Source organism: Pseudomonas sp. JDS08PS003, assembly GCF_045013505.1.
Taxonomy (GTDB): Bacteria; Pseudomonadota; Gammaproteobacteria; order Pseudomonadales; family Pseudomonadaceae; genus Aquipseudomonas; species Aquipseudomonas protegens_B.
On record NZ_CP120724.1, the window covers coordinates 5,067,145 to 5,085,000 of the forward strand.

General features: G+C 63.3%; 11 protein-coding genes and 2 rRNA genes (1 of these 13 only partly in view). 3 read left to right on the top strand and 10 right to left on the bottom strand.

Annotated elements, in window-relative coordinates; all coding sequences use genetic code 11:
- Window positions 1-65 precede the first annotated feature (65 nt).
- Both P7C00_RS22315 and P7C00_RS22320 read left to right on the top strand, forming a co-directional pair.
- Window positions 66-644 carry a DUF4337 domain-containing protein gene (locus P7C00_RS22315; RefSeq protein ID WP_346636189.1) on the top strand — a complete coding sequence of 193 codons (579 nt, stop codon included), beginning with the start codon at window positions 66-68 and terminating at the stop codon, window positions 642-644.
- A gap of 203 nt (window positions 645-847) precedes the next feature.
- Window positions 848-2,338, top strand: coding sequence for an aldehyde dehydrogenase family protein (locus tag P7C00_RS22320; RefSeq protein WP_346636190.1), 1,491 nt, complete (start codon window positions 848-850; stop codon window positions 2,336-2,338).
- Between the two features lie 150 nt (window positions 2,339-2,488).
- Here P7C00_RS22320 and P7C00_RS22325 read toward each other — a convergent pair whose 3' ends face one another.
- The 7 genes from P7C00_RS22325 to P7C00_RS22355 all read right to left on the bottom strand — a co-directional run bounded on the left by P7C00_RS22325 (window position 2,489) and on the right by P7C00_RS22355 (window position 12,109).
- Window positions 2,489-3,808, bottom strand: coding sequence for a tryptophan 7-halogenase (locus P7C00_RS22325; protein ID WP_404937394.1), 1,320 nt, complete (start codon window positions 3,806-3,808; stop codon window positions 2,489-2,491).
- A complete protein-coding gene (locus P7C00_RS22330; RefSeq protein ID WP_404937395.1) occupies window positions 3,793-4,476 on the bottom strand; it encodes a S8 family serine peptidase in 684 nt (227 codons plus the stop codon). The genes P7C00_RS22325 and P7C00_RS22330 overlap by 16 nt, the downstream gene beginning before the upstream one ends.
- On the bottom strand, window positions 4,466-6,184 hold the full coding sequence (locus P7C00_RS22335) for an ABC transporter ATP-binding protein (protein ID WP_404937396.1): 1,719 nt from the start codon (window positions 6,182-6,184) through the stop codon (window positions 4,466-4,468). Before P7C00_RS22335 ends, P7C00_RS22330 begins: the two co-directional genes overlap by 11 nt.
- On the bottom strand, window positions 6,184-8,088 hold the full coding sequence (locus tag P7C00_RS22340; protein WP_404937397.1) for a sigma-54-dependent Fis family transcriptional regulator: 1,905 nt from the start codon (window positions 8,086-8,088) through the stop codon (window positions 6,184-6,186). The genes P7C00_RS22335 and P7C00_RS22340 overlap by 1 nt, the downstream gene beginning before the upstream one ends.
- 422 nt (window positions 8,089-8,510) lie before the next feature.
- Window positions 8,511-9,536, bottom strand: a complete 1,026-nt coding sequence (locus P7C00_RS22345) for a histone deacetylase family protein (protein ID WP_404937398.1) — start codon at window positions 9,534-9,536, stop codon at window positions 8,511-8,513.
- A gap of 10 nt (window positions 9,537-9,546) precedes the next feature.
- A complete protein-coding gene (locus P7C00_RS22350) occupies window positions 9,547-10,776 on the bottom strand; it encodes a Zn-dependent hydrolase (RefSeq protein ID WP_404937399.1) in 1,230 nt (409 codons plus the stop codon).
- Between the two features lie 19 nt (window positions 10,777-10,795).
- Entirely contained in the window at window positions 10,796-12,109 is a 1,314-nt protein-coding gene (locus tag P7C00_RS22355) for an MFS transporter (protein ID WP_404937400.1), read from the bottom strand.
- Between the two features lie 177 nt (window positions 12,110-12,286).
- Between P7C00_RS22355 and P7C00_RS22360 the strand changes: the two genes are divergently transcribed.
- Window positions 12,287-13,222, top strand: coding sequence for a LysR family transcriptional regulator (locus tag P7C00_RS22360; protein WP_346636198.1), 936 nt, complete (start codon window positions 12,287-12,289; stop codon window positions 13,220-13,222).
- A gap of 57 nt (window positions 13,223-13,279) precedes the next feature.
- On the opposite strand, the gene mrdA is transcribed toward P7C00_RS22360, so the two are convergent.
- The 3 genes from mrdA to P7C00_RS22375 all read right to left on the bottom strand — a co-directional run.
- A complete protein-coding gene (gene mrdA, locus P7C00_RS22365) occupies window positions 13,280-15,172 on the bottom strand; it encodes a penicillin-binding protein 2 (RefSeq protein WP_404937401.1) in 1,893 nt (630 codons plus the stop codon).
- Between the two features lie 258 nt (window positions 15,173-15,430).
- Window positions 15,431-15,546, bottom strand: a 5S ribosomal RNA gene (rrf, locus tag P7C00_RS22370).
- Window positions 15,547-15,694: 148 nt separating this feature from the next.
- Window positions 15,695-17,856: ribosomal RNA gene (locus P7C00_RS22375) — 23S ribosomal RNA — on the bottom strand (it continues 730 nt past the right edge of the window).

The following is a 17,856-nucleotide window of genomic DNA, read 5'->3' on the forward strand; positions in this document are numbered from 1 at the left end:
TCTACGGCGATCCAGCACCGTGGATACAATTTGATACTTCTCCCCACCCCCGCCGATCGATCGCCATGACCGAAGACTTCGATGTGCCCAGCCCCCACGAAAAGCACCTGGAACACGTGGCCGAACACGCCCACGCCCGCAGCGACAATTTCGCCAGCAAGATCGCGGTGATGACAGCAATCATGGCCACCCTGGGAGCGCTGCTGAGCTATCAGGCCGGCTCCACGGAAAGCCTCGCGGCCATGGACAAGAACAACGCCGCCATGAAGAAGACCGAAGCCGCCAACCAGTGGAGCTACTACCAGGCCAAGTCCAGCCGGCAGAACCTGGCGGAACTGGCGACCCATATTCCCGGGGTCGATGCCACGCATTACGGCATCGAGGCCCAGCGCTACCAGAAGGAAAAGGAGGCAGTGCGCCTCAAGGCCGAGGCTCTGGAAGCCGAGGCTCGGGACTGGGACGAGCAATCGGAAGCCGCGCTGCACCAGCACCACCGCTGGGCCCAGGCGATGATGGCGATCCAGATCGCCATCTCGATGGCGGCCATCACCCTGCTGACCCGCAAGGAATGGTTGAAGAAGCTCGCCTACGGCGCGGCCGGCGGCAGCGTGCTGCTGGGTTCCCTGGCCTGGCTGCACCTCTAGAAAACCCGCTCGGGTAGCGCCCAGACCGGCGAGCCGGTGCGTCTCTTGAATCTCACCGGGCTGTCGCAGTTTGCGAAAAGCCGCCGCCGCGCCAGCCTCGGTCATGTGCCCAAGCCCCCGCAATCCCGAGGCCACGCCGCCACGGCGGAACTGGCATAGCCATTGCGAAAGGCCCTGCCTCACCTACAACAAGAGGCTTCGCCATGGCTATTGCCCCACTGCTCGCCGCTACCACGGCGTTTATCCAGCGCGCCCCGCGCATGTTGATCGGCGCCCACTGGGTCGAGGCCGCCGATGGCCAGACCATGCCCCTGCGCAACCCCGCCACCGGCGAACAGCTGTGCCTGGTGCCCCGAGCCACGGTGGACGATGTCGATCGTGCAGTGCTGGCGGCGCGTCAGGCTTTCGACGACTCCTCCTGGACCCGTACCCGCCCCCGGGAGCGGCAGAACCTGCTGTGGAAACTCGCCGACCTGATGCAGCGCGACGCCGAACTGCTGGCCCAACTGGAATGCCTGAACAATGGCAAGAGCGCCGCCGTGGCCCAGGCCATGGACGTGCAGTTGTCCATCGACTTCTTGCGCTACATGGCCGGCTGGGCCACCAAGATCGAAGGCGCCAGCGTCGAGGTTTCGCTGCCGCTGATGCCCGACGACCAGTTCCACAGCTTCATCCGTCGCGAAGCGCTGGGCGTGGTCGGCGCCATCGTCGCCTGGAACTTCCCCTTGCTGCTGGCCTGCTGGAAACTCGGCCCGGCCCTGGCCACCGGTTGCACCCTGGTGCTCAAGCCGGCCGATGAAACCCCGCTCAGCGCCCTGAAACTGGCGGAACTGGTGCAGGAAGCCGGCTACCCCGACGGCGTGTTCAACGTGGTCACCGGTACCGGCATCACCGCCGGCAGCGCCCTGACCCACAACCCTCTGGTGGACAAACTGACCTTTACCGGCTCCACCGCCGTGGGCAAGGAAATCGGCAAGATCGCCATGGACTCCATGACCCGGGTCACCCTGGAGCTGGGGGGCAAGTCGCCGACCATCGTCATGGCCGATGCCGACCTGGCCAGCGCCGCCGCCGGGGCCGCCAGCGCGATCTTCTTCAATCAGGGCCAGGTGTGCTGCGCCGGCTCGCGGCTGTATGTGCAGCGCAAGCACTTCGACAACGTGGTAGCCGACATTGCCGGCATCGCCAATGCCATGAAACTGGGCAACGGCCTGGACGCCAGCGTCGAAATGGGCCCGCTGATTTCCGCGCGCCAGCAGGAACGGGTCTACCGCTACATCGAGATGGGCCGGGACAGCGGCGCCACCATTGCCTGTGGCGGCGAGCAGTTCGGTCCGGGGTATTTCGTCAAACCGACGGTGATCGTCGATGTCGACCAGAAGCACTCGCTGGTCCAGGAAGAAATCTTCGGCCCGGTGCTGGTGGCGATTCCCTTCGACGACGAGGCCGACGCCCTGCGCATGGCCAACGACAGCCCCTATGGCCTGGGCGCAAGCATCTGGTCCAACGATCTGGCAGCGGTGCACCGGATGATTCCGAAGATCAAGTCCGGCTCGGTGTGGGTCAACTGCCACAGCGCCCTGGACCCGGCACTGCCGTTCGGCGGCTACAAGATGTCCGGACTCGGCCGGGAAATGGGCCACGCGGCCATCGAGCACTACACCGAGCTGAAATCGGTGCTGATCAAGCTCTGAGCCGCGGCCAGGGCGAACGCCCCTCGGCCTGCCGGATGACGCCTGGGATGCTCCAGGGACGACGGCGCGGGATAGCCGCAGGGCGGTTCGCGAGCAAGCTCGCTCCTACGTGGGCATCCGCGTAGGCGCCGACTTGCCGGCGAAAGGGCCCTAAGGTCGATAGCCCTGGGCCAGCAACCAGCGCCGCACCACCCGTCCCTGCTCCGGGCTCAGGTCCGCCAGCGCCTGAGTCGGGGGCTGGTGCTGCAAGCGTCGCAACAACGGCGCCAGCTCCACGCCCTGCACATGCCAGATGCCCAGGGGCTGGTCCGGAGTGATCACCACTTCGGCTTCGTCCACCAGGCCATCGCGCAACACCGGAGCGCGCTCGATGCGCAAGGCTGCGAAGTCCACGCTGGCGTGCGCCGACTGGCGGTCCGGCCACTGCCGGCGGGCCTGCCAGAACGGCTGCTCGGGCCAGCGTTGCTCGTCGGCGTAGAAGTCCCGGCCGATGCGGGCAAACCGCAGGAACAGTTGCTCCACCCGTTGCTGATGAAAACGCCAGGCCAGGGCCGTGCGCTCCGGCCGCTGCAACAGGGTGTTGATCACCGCCGGCGCCTGCAGGGCCGAGGACAGGGACTGGAAGATGCCATTGCCAGACAGCGGGTCCACCGCCATGGCCGCATCCCCTACCCGCAGCCAGTGATCGCCGCACACCTGGGGGCAGAGAATCGCCGTGCTGCTACGGGCGTGCAGGTGCAGATCATGTTCGACACCACCGGCAAAAAAATCCGCGACCAGGGCAGACGCCTGACGGCGCCGACGGCAGTACTCCAGCAACTGCGCCTTGCCCGGCAGTGCAGCGCTGGCCACATCCAGGGTCAGTTGCCAGTAGCACTGGCCGTCGCTGCGCCGGGCCATCCAGGCCCAGCCGTCCTCCAGGCTGTGCACGGCACTGGCGGCAGTGCCGGGCGGCCCTTGCCAACGGTTGAGCAGGCTGAGGGTTTCCGGGCCACGCCGGCCGTTCCCGACGCCCTGCTGCAGTGCCTTGTCCAATGCAGGCGCCTGACGTCCGCGGGCTTCGACCAGGAACTCGCCGAGCTGCTCCTCGTGCCCCTGCACCTGTACCCGGTGCCCGAGCGCAGTGGACTGCACACCCAGCACGCGGCCCTGGATCAGCGTCACCCCGGCCTGATGCAGGGCATCGCGCAGGCCACGGTCGAACGTTGGGCGATCCAGCAGGTATTCGATGTTCTGCGCGTGCTGCGCGCCGTTCCACGCCACTTGCCGCTGGGAAGGGTGCAGAGCCTGGGCCAGTGCCGACTCCAGACCAGCGCTGCGCAGGGCCTCCAGCACCCGCACGGAAACCCCTTCCAGAGCCGGAAAACGCCGCCAGTCGCTAATCAGGGTCACCGGGTAACCGAGGCGCCGCAGCCCCAGGGCCACCGCCGCACCGGCCGGCCCCGCCCCCAGGATCAGGATCGATTGCATGGCACGCTCCGGCGCTCGGGCCCCTGGTAGGCGGCCTGCTCCTGCAGCCACTGGCGCACCTGCAGATTGCTCGCGCTGGGCTGGGTCTTGAGGTAGGCGGCGATATGCCCGCTCAACGCGGCACAGCCCAGGCTGGCGCCGGACGGCCCCGGGCGGCTGGCGCGCACGCAGGCGGCGAAATCGGCCTGGGCGGTATTCAGCCACGACCACTGCTGCAGGCTGCAGCGCGCATCGCCGGTGACCCGCAACACGCCAGGATAGCTGGCCGGGAATACCGGCTCACCCTGGGCCGGGCTGGATGCGCAGAGCAGCACGCCACGAGCCACCGCCTCGGCACAGGCGGCGCGCAGTGAATCGCGATCCTGGCGCAGCCCGAGGCTGAGGTTGATCAGGCGTACATCCTGTTCCAGCAGCCAATACAGGGCGGCACTGACTTGCGCGGCGCTGGTGACCCCGCGCTGATCGAACACCTGGGCCAGATATAGCTGGGCATCGGGCGCGCGCTGCTCGATGGCCTCGATGATCGCGCTGCCATGGCCGAGAGCGTCCTGCTGCAACTCGCCCTCGCCCATGCCTTGCGCCAGCAGAAAGAAACGCCGGCCGGCCGCCACCCGCTGATGAGGGGCATGGCCGCTGTCGATCACGCCGATGCGCAGTTCAGACTTCATGGGCCACCACCACGCTATGCAATACACCGTCCAGCAACTCGAAGCGCAGGTCGGCATCGGCCAGGGTCGAAGGCCGGTGGCTGATCAGGATGCGCGTACGCCCGGCGAACAGACGGTCGATGGCTTCGATCACCTCGCGCTCGGTGGCCTCGTCCACCGCCGAAGTGGCTTCGTCCAGCACCAGGATCAGCGGGTCCTGGAGCAATGCACGGGCGATAGCGATGCGCTGTTTCTGCCCACCGGACAACTGCTGGCCGCGCTCCCCCAGGGGACTGTCCAGGCCCTCGGGCAGAGACTCGATCAGCCCCTGCAATTGCGCCAGCCGCGCCACTTCGGCCACGGCTTCACGGCTGGCAGCGGGCACGCTGTAGGCCAGGTTGTCCGCCAGGCTGCCGCGAAACAGCACAATGTCCTGACTGACCACCGCCACCTGACAACGCAGTTGCGCCAGGTCCAGTTGACGCAGGTCGATGCCCCCCAGCAGGACCTGCCCGGACTGGGGATCGTGGTGACGCTGCAACAGGTCGATCAAGGTGCTTTTACCGGCCCCCGAAGTGCCGCTGAGGGCCACCTTGAGGCCGTAGGGAATCCGCGCTTCGATGCCCTTGAGGATCGAGCCGCGCCCCGGATGACTGAAGTGCACATCCTTGAAGTGCAGCTCGCCGTTGTCCGGCACCGGCAACGGCGCCGCGGGGGTGCTGATGCCCGGCTCCTCACCACGCAGCTCCATGACCCGGCCCAGGCTCACGGTCATGCGCTGGATCGCCACATACAATCCCAGCAGGCTCTGTACCGGGCCCACCGCCATGCCCAGGTAGGTGGAAAAAGCGATCAGCGCCCCCAGTTGCCAGGTGCCCTGCACCACCCAGTAGCCGCCAATCAGGAAGGCGCAGGCCCGGGACAGCGAGGTCAGGGTGCCGGGTACCGCCTGGGTGAAGAACTCGGTGACTTGCAGCTTCAGCAACTGGCTCAGGTAGCCCTGGCCGAGGCGATCCAGGCGCTGGGCCTCCCGTTGCTGCTGGCCGGCGCTCTGGATGAATTTCATCACCGGCAGGGTTTCCACCATGAACGAGGACATGTCCGCAGAGCGCTCGCGCAACTGGCGGACATCGCGCTCCACCTTGCGCCGCATCCAGCGCAACCAGAGCACATCCAGGGGAATCAGCACCAGGGCCAGCAGCGAGAGTTTCCAGGACAGGGTCAGGAGCATGGCCAGGGCGACGACAAGACCGATCACACTGGACACTGCGGAGAACAGCGAGTCCACGGCAAAGCGCTGGATTTCCGCGACATCGCCGTCCAGGCGCGACATCAGGTCGCCGATTCGCCGTTGACCGTAGAAGCTCGGCGACAGCCGTTGCAGATGGCGGTAGAGGTCGTCGCGCAGGGCAAACAGGATGCGCCCGGACAGGCGCGTATGCAGGTAGCGATTGACCCCGGACAGCAGCGTGCCCAGCAGGCCGGCGAGGATCATCAGGCCGGCGATCAGCACCAGTCTGGAAAAGTCGCGGGCCAGCAGCCCGTCGTCGATCAGCAGCTTGGTCAGCCAGGGTTGCACCAGCACCAGCAACGAGGCGCACACCGACAGCCCCAGCAGACCGCCAATGGCCAGCCGATGCGGCCGCACGAAACTGTAGAGCCAGCCCAGGGCGGCACTCAGGGCCTGGGGATCGCGGCTGTCCACCAGCCGGGTGATCAGGCGCCGCATCAGGCGCGCAACTGCTTGAGCTTGCGGTACAGGGTCGCGCGGCTGATGCCCAGGGCGTCCGCTGCCGCCGAAACATTGCCCTGATGGTTGTCCAGGGCACTGCGGATCAGCTCCAGTTCGTTCTCGCGGATGCTCCCGGTCTGCGGCCGTTCATGGGCATTGAGGTCGTCGAGCATGCTGTCCGGCAAGTGCTCCAGGCCGATATGACTCTCACCCTCTTCGCGCAGGGCCAGGGCGGTGCGCAGGACCATCTCCAACTGGCGGATATTGCCGGGCCAGTGGTAGTCGGCCAACAGGCGGCGCAGATCCTCGGCGATGTTCACCTCGGCGCCGCCGAGCTTGGCCAGCAGGCTGTCCACCAAAGGCTGCAGGTCTTCGCGCTCGCGCAAGGCCGGCAACAGCACGCTGATGCCGTTGACCCGGTAGAACAGGTCCTGGCGAAAGGCCTGGTCCTGCACTTGCTGCTTGAGGTCGCGGTGGGTGGCGCAGATCAGGGCAATGTCGATGTCCTGTTCCTCACCGGCCCCCAGGGGCGCCACCTTGCGATCCTGCAAGACCCGTAACAGGCGGGCCTGCAGGGCCAGGGGCATGTCGCCGATCTCATCGAGGAACAAGGTGCCACCGTGGGCCTGTTGCAGGCGTCCGATCATGCCGCCGCGGCGCGAGCCGGTGAAGGCACCTTCGCGGTAGCCGAACAGTTCCGACTCGATCAGGCCTTCGGGAATCGCCGCGCAGTTGACCGCGACAAAGGGTTTCTCGGCACGACTGCCCGCGCGATGCAGGGCCCGGGCCAGGACTTCCTTGCCGGTGCCGGTTTCTCCCAGCAACAGCACTGGCAAGCCGTTGGCCAGGCCCTGGCGGGCCATGCGCAGGGTGCGGGCGTAGCGGCTGTTGCCCCCGGCCAGGGCTTCCAGGTCCTGGGGCATGGGCGTGGTTTTCGGCGCGCTGCGGGGCGCGCGATGCAGGTTCAGAGACGGTTGAGGCGCCCGCAGGGCCTTGTAGAACAGCTCACCCTTGGCGGTCTGCAGGCTGCCCACGGCGCCTTGCTGCAGGCGGGCCAGCAGTTGCAGGCCGTCGACCCCGAGGAACTCTTCGCAACGCCGCCCCACCAAGGCCGCGCGCGGCGTGTTGAGCAACTGGCAGGCCTGGCCGCTGACCGCAAGAATCTGCCCGCCCAGGCTCAGGGCCAACAGGCCTTGCCAGGGCGATTCGAGGTATTGCCGACGACTGTGGAAGGCCAGGACGATCTGCTCCGGGTAGGACGCGTGGAACACCCGGGCCTCGATCTGGCTGACCGCCATGGACAACAGCGCGGTGCTGTCCTGGACGCGGCCCAGGGGGCCTTCGCGGGTCAGGTCAAGAACGCCGAGGATCTCGCCCTGGGGGCATTGGATGGGCACCGATGTGCAGGAGAAATGGCTGAGGCGATCCAGGTAGTGTTCGCCGCAATCGATCAGGGTCGGCCGGGCTTCCACCAGGGCCGTGCCCAGGGCGTTGGTGCCCCGGGTGGCTTCACTCCAGCAGGCGCCGAGGGTGATGTCCTGCACCCCGCTGTCCTTGAGCCGATCGGCCCGGCCCTCGATGGCCAGGATGGTGGCGTCGGCATTGGCGAGGATGATCATGCCGTCCTGGCCCTGATGCTGGGTCAGGTAGTCAATGGCCGGGGTCGCCGCGTCCAGCAACAGGCGGTTGCTGGCCAGCAGCACCTCGAGGCTGGCGCTGGATTCCAGGGTCAGTTGGTGTTGGCTGCCAAAGTGCACACCATGGCTGAGGCTGCGCCGCCATGAGGCATCGATTTCCGCACGCAGGACCCCGTCGGGGATCTGGCCTTCCAGGTGCAGCCGTTCCCGGGCCAGCCGGGCTTCGTGTTGCTGCTCACCCTTTATTGTTTTTATAAGCGTCATCAAGCGCTCCGAATCGGTCCGCCCGCTGCTTCCCGCTCCACTCCCTTGGATTGCGCGAGGCACGCAAGCCGTGGTCAATGTCTACACCGGGTTCAGAGGGCAGTAAAGGGGCTTGGCCCGGATCATCGGGCAGCCCTGCATTGCTTACCCTGTGATTCGAGATCAAGCAAAACCTGCGCCAGTGAAACGGGCGCCCGAGCATCTTGACGTTAACGTAAAGCAAATGGCAAGTACCGCATGCCCCCTCCCAGCCCCTCCTGTAAGAGCTGGCTTGCCGGCGAAGAGAGCCTTGAGAGCAGCGCAAGACTTGAGGGCCCTTTCGCCGGCAAGCCGGCTCCTACGGTGGGGGAGAAATGCAGGTTTACCGTAGGAGCTGGCTTGCCAGCGAAAAGGGCATTGAGCGGAACGCCGTCCGGCCGGTCCTAAAGGGCCCAGGCGGCGCTGTCGGCAAAGAAGGCGCGAGCGTTGTCTTCCAGGCTGTCCAGGTGGTAACCCCCTTCCTGAACAATCAGGCACGGCAGGCCCAGGCTGCGGATGCGCTGGCCAAGGATGGCGAAGCCGTCTCGGGTCACCGCGACCTTGCTTTGCGGGTCGAGCTCGTAGATATCGAAACCCAGGGACAGCACCAGCACCTCGGCACCGAATTCCTTCACCGCCACCAGGGCCTGTTCCAGACAGGCGAGGAAATCCCCTTCGCTGGCGCCATGGGCCATGGGCAGGTTGAGGTTGTAGCCCTCCCCCGCTCCGGCGCCACGCTCTTCGGCAAAGCCGGCCACCCCCGGGTAGAAGTTGGTCGGGTCGCCATGCACCGAGACATACAAGACGTCGGCGCGCTCGTAGAAGATTTCCTGGATACCCTGGCCGTGGTGCATGTCGGTGTCGAGCACCGCCACCCGGGCGTATTTGTCCCGCAGGACCTGGGCCGCCACTGCCGCGTTGTTCAGGTAGCAGAAACCGCCTGCGGCTTCGGCCCGCGCGTGGTGGCCCGGCGGGCGGCACAAGGCGTAGGCCGCCGGCTCACCGTCGAGCAATGCCTGGGCCCCGGCGACGGCACTTTGCGCCGACCAGTAGGCTGCACGCCAAGTCGACTCACCCACCGGGCAACTGCCGTCGGCCAGGTAGCACGCGGCCTGGGCCAGAACCCCGCGCAGGGCATTGGGCTCACGCACGAAGATGTTGGACATCACCTCATCGCCCCAGTCTTCGGGGATGTCCTTCCAGCCCTGGTGCGCATCCTGCAGGAACGCCAAGTACGGCGCGCCGTGTACCGCCAGCAACGGTGCCATCCCGGCATCCCGTGGCTGCTCGACGGCAAAACCCAGGGAGTGTGCGGCCTGCACCAGGCGCTGGGCGCGCTCCGGCACCTCCTGGGGTATGCGCATCTGGCCGCGCGAGTAGTAGCTGCGTGGATGGTGGAGCAACTGTTCGGGGTGGAAAAAACTGCGCATGACCTTCTCCTTATTCAACCTGGCCGGCACGGGCCAGCACGGCGTTAAGCAATACATCGGCGCCCTGGCGCACGTCCTCGGGCAACACGTCTTCGGCTTCGTTGTGACTCAGGCCACCGACACAGGGAATGAACACCATGGCGGTGGGGCAATAGCGTGCCAGCAGGATGGCGTCGTGGCCGGCGCCGCTGACGATGGACTGCTGAGCATAGCCAAGCCCGTCCACCGCCTGTTGCACCGCCGCCACGCAGTCGGCGTCAAAGGGCGTGGCCGGGCTGATCCAGTGACGGTCGATGCTGACCTTGAGCCCGCGCTGCCGGGCAATGCTGGCCAGGCGTTCCTCTACCTGCTGCTCCATGGCGCCAATCTGCTGATCATGGTGGTGGCGCAGGTCGACGGTGAAGGTCAGCAACCCGGGAATGGTATTGCGCGACGACTTGGCGACGCTCAGCTCACCGACAGTGGTCAGGCCTTGCGGGGCAAAATCCACCGCCAACTGCTCCACGGCGAGGATCATCTGCGCGGCGCCATACAAGGCATCCTTGCGCAGTAGCATCGGCGTGGTGCCGGCGTGAGCAGCCATGCCTTCAACCTGAACATCGAGCCAACGGATTGCCTGGCCGCCACTGACCACGCCAATGCTCTTGGCGTTGTCTTCAAGAATCGGGCCCTGCTCGATATGGGCTTCGAAATAGGCATCCACCGCCCCGCCCAAAGGCCGATTGCCAGCGTAACCGGTGCGCTGCAGAGCCTGGGCGACGCTGATGCCATCGGCATCGCGCACCGCGAGGGCGGCGTCCAGGGACATGCTCCCGGTGAACACCGCCGAGCCGAACATCGCCGGGGTGAAGCGCGCGCCCTCCTCGTTGGTCCACACCGCCACCTCCAGGGGCTTGCGGGTCCGGACCCCAAGATCATTGAGCGTGCGCACCACTTCCAACCCGGCCAGCACGCCGTAGACACCGTCAAAACGTCCACCTTCGGGCTGGGTGTCGAGGTGGCTGCCCATCATCACTGGAGCAGCGTCCGGGTCGCTGCCGGGACGGCGGGCAAACAGGTTGCCGATGGGGTCGACGCTCAAGGCCATGCCAGCTTCTGTACACCAGTGGGCGAAGAGCTCGCGCCCGGCCCGGTCCTCATCGCTCAGGGCCAGACGGCAGCTACCGCCGCGAGCGGTGGCGCCGATTTCGGCCATGGCCATCAGGCTCGCCCAGAGGCGTTCGCCATTGATTTTCAACATCAATCATTTCTCCAGACAATCAAGCGTTGGACGCCATTTCCAGGCGCTGGGCGTGGGCATGTCGGCGCGACAGGGCCAGCACGCAGATCAGCGATACCGCGGCGATCAGGCTGTAGAACAGCGCCATCGGCCACCATTGGCCGATGAACCTGTGGGCCAGCCAGGTGCCGATCAGCGGGGTCAGGCCACCGGCCAGGGCACCGCAGACTTGATAGGCGAGGGAGATCGCGGTGTAGCGCACCCGCGTCTCGAACATGCCGCTGACGTAACCGGCGATCACCGCGTAGAAGGAGGCCATGCACACCACTGCCAAGGCGATGCCGAAGATCATCAGGGGCGCCTGAGCGGAACTCACCAGCACGAACATCGGATAGGGCGAGGCCATGGCCAGTACTGACACCAGGCATAGAAAGCGCGTGGCGCCGATTTTCTCGGCGGTCCAGGCCGCCAGGGGCTGGATGCAGAACTGGATGATCGCCACCACGAACAGGCATTCGAGAATCAACGAACGGGGGATTTCCAGTTGCTGGGTGGTGTAGGCAATCATGAAGGTGTTGGTGAAATACACCCCGGCGATTCCCAGGGTATTGGCGCCAATGCACAGCAGCAGCGGGCGCCAGGCCGTGCGCAGCACTTCCATCACGGGTGCCTGCTCCTTGCGCACCGATTTGGCCGCCTGCTCGCGGCTGGCGAGAAATTCCGGCGACTCGTTGACCCCCAGGCGTATCGCCAGGCCCACCAGCAGCAACAACGCGCTGGCGAGGAACGGCAGGCGCCAACCCCAACTCATCAGCGCGTCCTCGGGCAGGCGGGTCACGGCGCTGAAGGCCAGTAACGAAAGGATCAGTCCCGCCGGGCTACCCAATTGGGCGAAGGAGGCGAAGAAGTTGCGCCGGCCCTTGGGCGCATGTTCGCCGGCCATCAGCACCGCCCCGCCCCACTCGCCTCCCACGGCAATGCCCTGGACGATGCGCAGCAGGATCAACAGCACCGGGGCCAGGGCGCCGATCTGTGCATAAGTCGGCAGCAAGCCGATGCACACGGTGACCACGCCCATCATCAGCAAGGTGATGACCAGGGATTTCTTGCGGCCGATACGGTCGCCGATATGGCCGAAGATGATGCCCCCCAGGGGCCGGGCGAAGAAGCCCACGGCAAAGGTCCCGAAAGCGGCCATGGTGCTGAACAGTTTGTCGTCGGAGGGGAAGAACAAGGCACCGAACACCAGCGCCGCAGCGGTGGCGTAGATGTAGAAGTCGTACCACTCGATCATGGTGCCGATAAAGGCGGCAGCCGCGGCTCGGCGTGGCTGCGGCGAAGCGGAAGGCTTCATGGTTGGCTCCTTTGGTTATTTTTGTGGCAGGAGAAAGGGTCAAGCGCAGGGGCTTCTGTGGGCGCCTGTCTGGGAGGGATTTATCCGTTTCGCCAGATAATTAGTCAATTTTCTATTGATTATCTCGATTATTATCCTGGCTTATTATTCATCTAGATCCCGATCCAGAGCCCTGCCATGTCCGACCGCGATGCCCGACGCCTGCTCAATGACCGCCTCGACTGGAACCTGCTGCGCACCTTCCGAGTGATCGGCCAGGAACTGAGCATCAGTCGCGCAGCGGCGCGCCTGCACCTGACCCAGCCGGCGGTGAGCCAAGCCCTCAAGCGCCTGGAAGAACAGCTGGGGCGGCAGTTGATCGCCAGGCGCGGGCCGCGCTTTGCCCTGACCGAAGTGGGCGAACAGATCTTTGCCCTGGCCGGGGAAATCTACGGCCAGGTGTCCCAGGTCAGCAGCGTGCTGGAGCAGCCCGCCGACGAGGTGATCGGCAAGGTGCGACTGCTGATCATCAGCCGGATCTTCAATGAGCGTTTCGATGATTTTCTGGCCGACTTCCATCGCCAGCATCCGCGAGTCGACCTGGAGGTGGAGGTGATGCGCAGCTCGGATATCGTCAGCGCCCTGCAGGAGAAGACCGCGACCCTGGGCCTGAGCCTTAATCGGCGGCCACAGCCACGCCTGGAACAACGGCTGTTCCTGCGGCAGCGCTACGCATTTTTTTGCGGCAAGCATCACCCGCTATTCGGGCGTCAGGACGTGGCCGAGGGTGATCTGCAGCGGGAGAATTTTGTCAGTTTCACCAGCGACCAGATCGGCGGCATGCTCTCGCCACTGACCATCTTCCGTGACCAGCAGGGCTTCAGCGGACGCATCGTCGCCTCCTCGCCGAGCCTGGAGGAGGTACGGCGCCTGGTGATCGCCGGGTTTGGCATCGGCTGCCTGCCGGAGCATGTAGTGGCCGCCGATGTCGATGCCAGGCTGCTGTGGCGCCTTCCGCCCCATGACGGCATCGCCGATGTCGATATCCATCTGCTGTGGAACCGTGAACAACGCATGAGCCGTGCCGAGGTCCTGTTCCTGAAGCTGCTGCAGGACCGCCTCACCGCTCAGTGACTCAAGGAACGATCGGCTGGGCTCACAAGGTGCGGGGCAGCCCGATGTTGCAATGACTCAGACGTGGGGATCGCCAGGGGCCTTGGCGGGAGTAGCGTATTGCGGCTTGAGGTGGCCGTTCTGGTCCAGCAGCCAGGCGTCCATGATCTGTCGCACCACGGGCCCGGCGACCCGGCCGCCGGCCTCACCGTTCTCGATCATTACCGAGATCACGATCTGTGGGTGCTCGGCGGGGGCGAAGCCGACGAACAAGGCGTTGTCGCGGTTGCGTTCGCGGGTCTTGAGACGGTCATAGCGCTCGCCCTGTTTGATCGCCACCACCTGAGCGGTACCACTCTTGCCGGCGATGCGGTACTGCGCACCGGCGGCGGCAGCGCGGGCGATGCCCCGCGGGTCGTGCATCACCATCTGCATGCCGTGGTTGACCTGATCCCAGTCGTGAGGATTCTTCAGCAGGATGTTGGGCATCGGATGCTCATCCACTGGAGCCACGCCATCAATGGTCTTGGCCAGGTGCGGACGGTTCCACACGCCCTTGTTGGCGATCAGCGCTGTGGCCTGGGCCAGTTGCAGCGGCGTGACCTGCATATAGCCCTGACCAATCCCGAGAATCACGGTTTCCCCCGGGAACCAGGGCTGGCGGCGGGTGGCGCGCTTCCAGGCTTGGGATGGCATCAATCCTGGGGATTCCTCGAACATGTCCAGGGAGACTTTCTCGCCCAGGCCGAACATCGCCATGTAGTCGTGCAGACGGTCGATGCCGAGCTTGTGGGCCAGATCGTAGAAGTAGGTGTCATTGGAGCGCATGATCGCTGCGTCCATATCCACCCAACCATCGCCGCTGTGGTTCCAGTTGCGGTATTTGTGATCGAAGTCCGGCAACTGGTAGTAACCGGGGTCGAAGACTCGGGTCGAGGCGGTAACCACGCCGGTGTCGAGGCCGGCAATCGCCACCTCCGGCTTGATAGTGGAGCCTGGTGCGTAGAGGCCGCGCAGCACCCGGTTGAACAACGGGCGGTCGATGGAGTCGTGCAGCGCGGCGTATTCCTTGAAGCTGATACCGGTGACGAACAGGTTGGGATCAAAGCTCGGCTTGCTGACCATGGCCAGGACTTCGCCCGTGGCAGGGTCGAGGGCTACCACTGAGCCGCGACGATCCCCCAGGGCCTCTTCGGCAGCTTCCTGAAGCTTGATATCCAGGCTCAGGACAATGTTCTTCCCTGGGATAGGATCGGTGTGTTTGAGCACGCGCATGACCCGTCCCTGGGCGTTGGTCTCGACCTCCTCATAGCCTACGTGACCGTGCAGCTCGGACTCGTAGAACTTCTCGACGCCCGTCTTGCCAATGGACTGGGTGCCACGGTATTCCACCGAATCCAGGGTCTTGGTTTCTTTCTCGTTGATCCGCCCAACGTAGCCGATGGAGTGGGCAAAGTGGGCGCCCATGGGGTAATGGCGGACGAACTGGGCTTCCACATCCAGTCCTGGCAGGCGGTACTCGTTGACCGCAAGGACGGCGATTTGCTCTTCGGTGAGCTCGTAGAAGAGGGTCACGGGGACGAAGGGGTGGCGGGCCTGCTTCATCTCCTTGTCGAACAGGGTGCGATCCTCTGGCGGCAGGTGCAGCAGGTCGATCACCGCGTCCAACTCGCCCTTGAGATCGGTGGTGCGTTCGCGGGTGATGGTCAGGTTGAAGCTGGGGCGGTTGTCCGCCAGAACCACGCCATTGCGGTCGTAGATCAGCCCGCGGGTCGGGGTGATCGGCAGCACGTGGACACGGTTGTTTTCCGAGACAGTGGAGTGATAGTCGAACTCCACCACCTGAAGGAAGTACATACGCCCTACCAAGGCGCAGGTAATGGCCACCACCAATACAGCGCAGGCCAGCAGGCGCTTGTTGACCAGGCGGTTTTCTTTCTCGTGGTCCTTGATCGGAATCGCTTCGGGCATTGCTACAGCTTCTCGTTGAATAGAGGTCGACGCTGATCCGTGCGGGTGAACTCAAGTCCTTAAAAAGAGCTGCACCATACCAAAAACCACCCGCTGATTTTGAGGGGATTTCCATCGCGGGTGATCAGTGGTGCTGGCCCCACTGCAGCTGTGGGGCTATGCGAAGGCACTGTCTTTTCTGGTCGTTGCGGGACTTGGCTTTTTCGCGCGCAAAAACAAAACCCCAATTGCTTTCGCAATTGGGGTTTCGGAATTTAATCTTGACGATGACCTACTCTCACATGGGGAAACCCCACACTACCATCGGCGATGCATCGTTTCACTTCTGAGTTCGGGATGGGATCAGGTGGTTCCAACGCTCTATGGTCGTCAAGAAATTCGGTAGCCAGACCGTCGCTTATGCAACGTGCCAGCAAATGGGTATGTAATAGATTTGTGTGCTTTGTGAGCGGTGCAAACTTTCGGTTTGTTTCGTCTTCACACACCGCAACTCGCTTCTTAAGCAAATTGCTTGGGTGTTATATGGTCAAGCCTCACGGGCAATTAGTATTGGTTAGCTCAACGCCTCACAGCGCTTACACACCCAACCTATCAACGTCGTAGTCTTCGACGGCCCTTTAGGGAACTCAAGGTTCCAGTGAGATCTCATCTTGAGGCAAGTTTCCCGCTTAGATGCTTTCAGCGGTTATCTTTTCCGAACATAGCTACCCGGCAATGCCACTGGCGTGACAACCGGAACACCAGAGGTTCGTCCACTCCGGTCCTCTCGTACTAGGAGCAGCCCCTCTCAAATCTCAAACGTCCACGGCAGATAGGGACCGAACTGTCTCACGACGTTCTAAACCCAGCTCGCGTACCACTTTAAATGGCGAACAGCCATACCCTTGGGACCGGCTTCAGCCCCAGGATGTGATGAGCCGACATCGAGGTGCCAAACACCGCCGTCGATATGAACTCTTGGGCGGTATCAGCCTGTTATCCCCGGAGTACCTTTTATCCGTTGAGCGATGGCCCTTCCATACAGAACCACCGGATCACTAAGACCTACTTTCGTACCTGCTCGACGTGTCTGTCTCGCAGTCAAGCGCGCTTTTGCCTTTATACTCTACGACCGATTTCCGACCGGTCTGAGCGCACCTTCGTACTCCTCCGTTACTCTTTAGGAGGAGACCGCCCCAGTCAAACTACCCACCATACACTGTCCTCGATCCGGATAACGGACCTGAGTTAGAACCTCAAAGTTGCCAGGGTGGTATTTCAAGGATGGCTCCACGCAAACTGGCGTTCACGCTTCAAAGCCTCCCACCTATCCTACACAAGCAAATTCAAAGTCCAGTGCAAAGCTATAGTAAAGGTTCACGGGGTCTTTCCGTCTAGCCGCGGATACACTGCATCTTCACAGCGATTTCAATTTCACTGAGTCTCGGGTGGAGACAGCGCCGCCATCGTTACGCCATTCGTGCAGGTCGGAACTTACCCGACAAGGAATTTCGCTACCTTAGGACCGTTATAGTTACGGCCGCCGTTTACCGGGGCTTCGATCAAGAGCTTCGCGTTAGCTAACCCCATCAATTAACCTTCCGGCACCGGGCAGGCGTCACACCCTATACGTCCACTTTCGTGTTTGCAGAGTGCTGTGTTTTTAATAAACAGTCGCAGCGGCCTGGTATCTTCGACCGGCATGAGCTTACGGAGCAAGTCCTTCACCCTCACCGGCGCACCTTCTCCCGAAGTTACGGTGCCATTTTGCCTAGTTCCTTCACCCGAGTTCTCTCAAGCGCCTTGGTATTCTCTACCCAACCACCTGTGTCGGTTTGGGGTACGGTTCCTAGTTATCTGAAGCTTAGAAGCTTTTCTTGGAAGCATGGCATCAACCACTTCGTCACCTAAAAGGTAACTCGTCATCAGCTCTCGGCCTTAGAATCCCGGATTTACCTAAGATTCCAGCCTACCACCTTAAACTTGGACAACCAACGCCAAGCTGGCCTAGCCTTCTCCGTCCCTCCATCGCAATAACTAGAAGTACAGGAATATTAACCTGTTTTCCATCGACTACGCTTTTCAGCCTCGCCTTAGGGACCGACTAACCCTGCGTCGATTAACGTTGCGCAGGAAACCTTGGTCTTTCGGCGTGGGTGTTTTTCACACCCATTGTCGTTACTCATGTCAGCATTCGCACTTCTGATACCTCCAGCAAGCTTCTCAACTCACCTTCACAGGCTTACAGAACGCTCCTCTACCGCATCACTTACGTGATACCCGTAGCTTCGGTGTATGGTTTGAGCCCCGTTACATCTTCCGCGCAGGCCGACTCGACTAGTGAGCTATTACGCTTTCTTTAAAGGGTGGCTGCTTCTAAGCCAACCTCCTAGCTGTCTAAGCCTTCCCACATCGTTTCCCACTTAACCATAACTTTGGGACCTTAGCTGACGGTCTGGGTTGTTTCCCTTTTCACGACGGACGTTAGCACCCGCCGTGTGTCTCCCATGCTCGGCACTTGTAGGTATTCGGAGTTTGCATCGGTTTGGTAAGTCGGGATGACCCCCTAGCCGAAACAGTGCTCTACCCCCTACAGTGATACATGAGGCGCTACCTAAATAGCTTTCGAGGAGAACCAGCTATCTCCGAGCTTGATTAGCCTTTCACTCCGATCCACAGGTCATCCGCTAACTTTTCAACGGTAG